Below are 2,866 nucleotides of genomic sequence, written 5' to 3' on the forward strand. Positions count from 1 at the left end.
GCATCCTTGACAGGAGCGGCGACTTCTGGGGCGCTGTTCTCGGGTTCGGCGGGAGACATGACCGCCGCCCCCGGCTTGAAGTCAGGATAGGCCAATGACAGGCCCGAGGCACCAGCGGCAGCAACGACGCCGCCCCAAATTAGTCCGGAAAACACACCTCTAGCCACTGTAGCCCCGCCTCAAACTGATATATCTAACGTGGCAGTAAGTTTGACGCTTTGCGGCGCGCAAGACAAGGGGCCTCTTGACCCTTGCGCGTGCAACTGAACATGTAGGGCGCAACTCGGCCTGTGTGTTTTGCAGAGCCACGCTAGAAATGGGACTTTGAATGCTGCTATTGATCGATAATTACGATAGTTTCACCTATAATCTGGTGCACTATCTGGGCGAGCTTGGGACAGAGGTCAAAGTCATCCGTAACGATGCGATGAGCGCGCGCGAGGCGATGGCGTTAAATCCGGCCGGAATCCTGTTGTCCCCGGGTCCATGTGATCCCGATCAGGCTGGCATTTGCCTGGACATGGTCACACTTGCCGCCGAAACGCGCACGCCATTGATGGGCGTTTGCCTTGGCCACCAAAGCATTGGTCAGGCCTTCGGTGGCAAAGTCGTGCGTTGCCATGAAATCGTGCACGGAAAGCTTGGTCAGATGTCACATGCGGGTGCAGGGCTTTTCGCCGGACTGCCCAGCCCTTTCGCGGCCACGCGATATCATTCGCTTGTCGTTGAGCGTGAGAGCCTGCCAGAGGCGCTGAAAATCACGGCAGAATTGGACGACGGGACGATCATGGGGCTTGAGCATCGTGACCTGCCTATTCACGGCGTGCAGTTCCATCCTGAATCGATCCGCTCCGAACATGGTCACGCCATGCTTCAAAACTTCCTGAACACAATGAAAGTGACCGCATGAGCGACGCGCTAAAGCCCCTGATTGACGCAGCTGCCGATCGCGCCCTTTCGCGCGCAGAAGCAGAAGCCGCCTTTGAAATCCTGTTCACCGGCGAAGCGACGCCAAGCCAGATTGGCGGGTTGTTGATGGCTTTGCGCACTCGCGGTGAAACCGTCGATGAATATGCTGCCGCGGCCTATGTGATGCGCGCTAAGTGCAATGCGGTGAAAGCCCCCGTTGGTGCCATGGATATCGTTGGCACGGGCGGTGACGGAAAAGGAACGCTGAACATTTCGACCGCGACCGCTTTTGTCGTGGCTGGTGCCGGGGTGCCAGTTGCCAAACATGGCAACCGCAACCTGAGTTCCAAATCAGGCGCAGCAGATGCGTTGGGGCAGATGGGCATCGACGTCATGGTTGGCGCAGATGTGGTTGAGGCCGCGCTTAACCAATGCGGCATCGCCTTTATGATGGCCCCGATGCACCACCCCGCGACACGTCACGTGATGCCGACCCGCGCAGAGCTTGGCACGCGCACGATCTTCAACATTCTTGGCCCTCTCACCAACCCCGCAGGTGTCAAACGCCAGCTTACCGGTGCCTATCGCCGTGATCTGATCCGCCCCATGGCCGAAACGCTGGGCCAGCTTGGCTCTGAGTTTGCATGGCTGGTGCATGGCAGCGATGGCACCGATGAGCTAAGCATTGCAGGGGTGTCATGGGTCGCGGCGCTTGAAAACGGCGCCATTCGCGAATTCGAGGTGAACCCGGAGGACGCGGGCCTACCGGTGCATCCGTTTGAGGCCATCCTTGGCGGCACGCCCGAGGATAACGGGAAAGCCTTCCGTGCGCTACTTGATGGCACTCAGAACGCCTATCGCGATGCGGTCTTGTTGAACACAGCCGCAGCGCTGGTCGTCGCGGGAAAAGCAAATGATCTGAAAAGCGGTGTCGAAATGGGCCGCGAAAGCATTGATAGCGGCGCGGCCAAAGGCAAGGTCGACGCGCTCGCAAAAGCCACACAAGGGGCAAACCCATGAGCCAGACTGCCCTAGACCGTATCAAAGCCTACAAGCTTGATGAAATCGAAGCCGACAAAGCGGCCAAGCCCCTTGCCGACGTTGAAGCAGAGGCAAGAGCAGCCAGCCCGACACGCGGCTTTGCCGATGCGCTCATGCGCGCCTCTCGCGAGGGGTATGGATTGATCGCAGAGGTTAAAAAAGCCTCGCCGTCAAAGGGGTTGATCCGCGAAGATTTCGATCCCGCCACGTTGGCACAAGCCTATGAGCGCGGCGGCGCGACGTGTCTGTCCGTGTTGACCGACACGCCCAGTTTTCAAGGAGCCAAGCATTTCCTGAGCGATGCACGCGACGCGGTTGAGCTACCTGCTTTGCGCAAGGATTTCATGTATGACACCTATCAGGTCGCGGAGGCGCGCGCTCTCGGGGCTGATTGTATTCTGGTTATTCTTGCCTCGGTCAGTGATGCGCAGGCCGCCGAGCTGGAAGATGCCGCTTTTGAATGGGGTATGGATGTGCTGCTGGAAGTACATGACGCTGCCGAACTTGAGCGTGCATCACGATTGAAATCGCCTTTGATGGGGATCAACAACCGCAACCTCAAAACATTCGAGACCTCGCTTGATACCACCCGCCAGCTAAGCCGCATGGTGCCTGAAGATCGCCTGATTATTTCGGAAAGCGGATTATTCACCCCTGCTGATCTGGCCGATATGGCCCGTTACGGTGCGCGCACCTTCTTGATTGGCGAAAGCCTGATGCGACAGGACGATGTCGAAGCCGCGACGCGCAACCTGCTACGCAACCCTGCTGGAAGCGCAGGCATGGGCGCATGAGCGGGCTGACCCATTTCAACGCCAAGGGTGAAGCGCATATGGTCGATGTTTCGGCCAAGGAGATCACCGCGCGCATCGCAACTGCAAGCGGCTGGGTGCGCATGAGCCAAAGTGCCTTTGAC

Annotated in this window: 3 protein-coding genes and 1 pseudogene; all 4 read left to right on the forward strand. The window is 58.5% G+C overall.

Going from position 1 to position 2,866, the window contains the following annotated elements; all coding sequences use genetic code 11:
- Positions 1-328: 328 nt before the first annotated feature.
- Positions 329-910 carry an anthranilate synthase component II gene (locus tag WBC85_RS04355; RefSeq protein ID WP_424433452.1) on the forward strand — a complete coding sequence of 194 codons (582 nt, stop codon included), beginning with the start codon at positions 329-331 and terminating at the stop codon, positions 908-910.
- Entirely contained in the window at positions 907-1,929 is a 1,023-nt protein-coding gene (trpD, locus tag WBC85_RS04360) for an anthranilate phosphoribosyltransferase (RefSeq protein ID WP_424433453.1), read from the forward strand. The genes WBC85_RS04355 and trpD overlap by 4 nt, the downstream gene beginning before the upstream one ends.
- Positions 1,926-2,744 carry an indole-3-glycerol phosphate synthase TrpC gene (gene trpC / locus WBC85_RS04365; RefSeq protein WP_424433454.1) on the forward strand — a complete coding sequence of 273 codons (819 nt, stop codon included), beginning with the start codon at positions 1,926-1,928 and terminating at the stop codon, positions 2,742-2,744. The genes trpD and trpC overlap by 4 nt, the downstream gene beginning before the upstream one ends.
- Positions 2,741-2,866 (forward strand): annotated as a pseudogene (gene moaC, locus WBC85_RS04370) (cyclic pyranopterin monophosphate synthase MoaC); the annotation flags it as partial. The gene trpC and the pseudogene moaC, both read left to right, overlap by 4 nt.

The sequence above is a fragment of the Planktotalea sp. genome (genome assembly GCF_049680325.1).
In the GTDB taxonomy this organism is placed as follows: domain Bacteria; phylum Pseudomonadota; class Alphaproteobacteria; order Rhodobacterales; family Rhodobacteraceae; genus Planktotalea.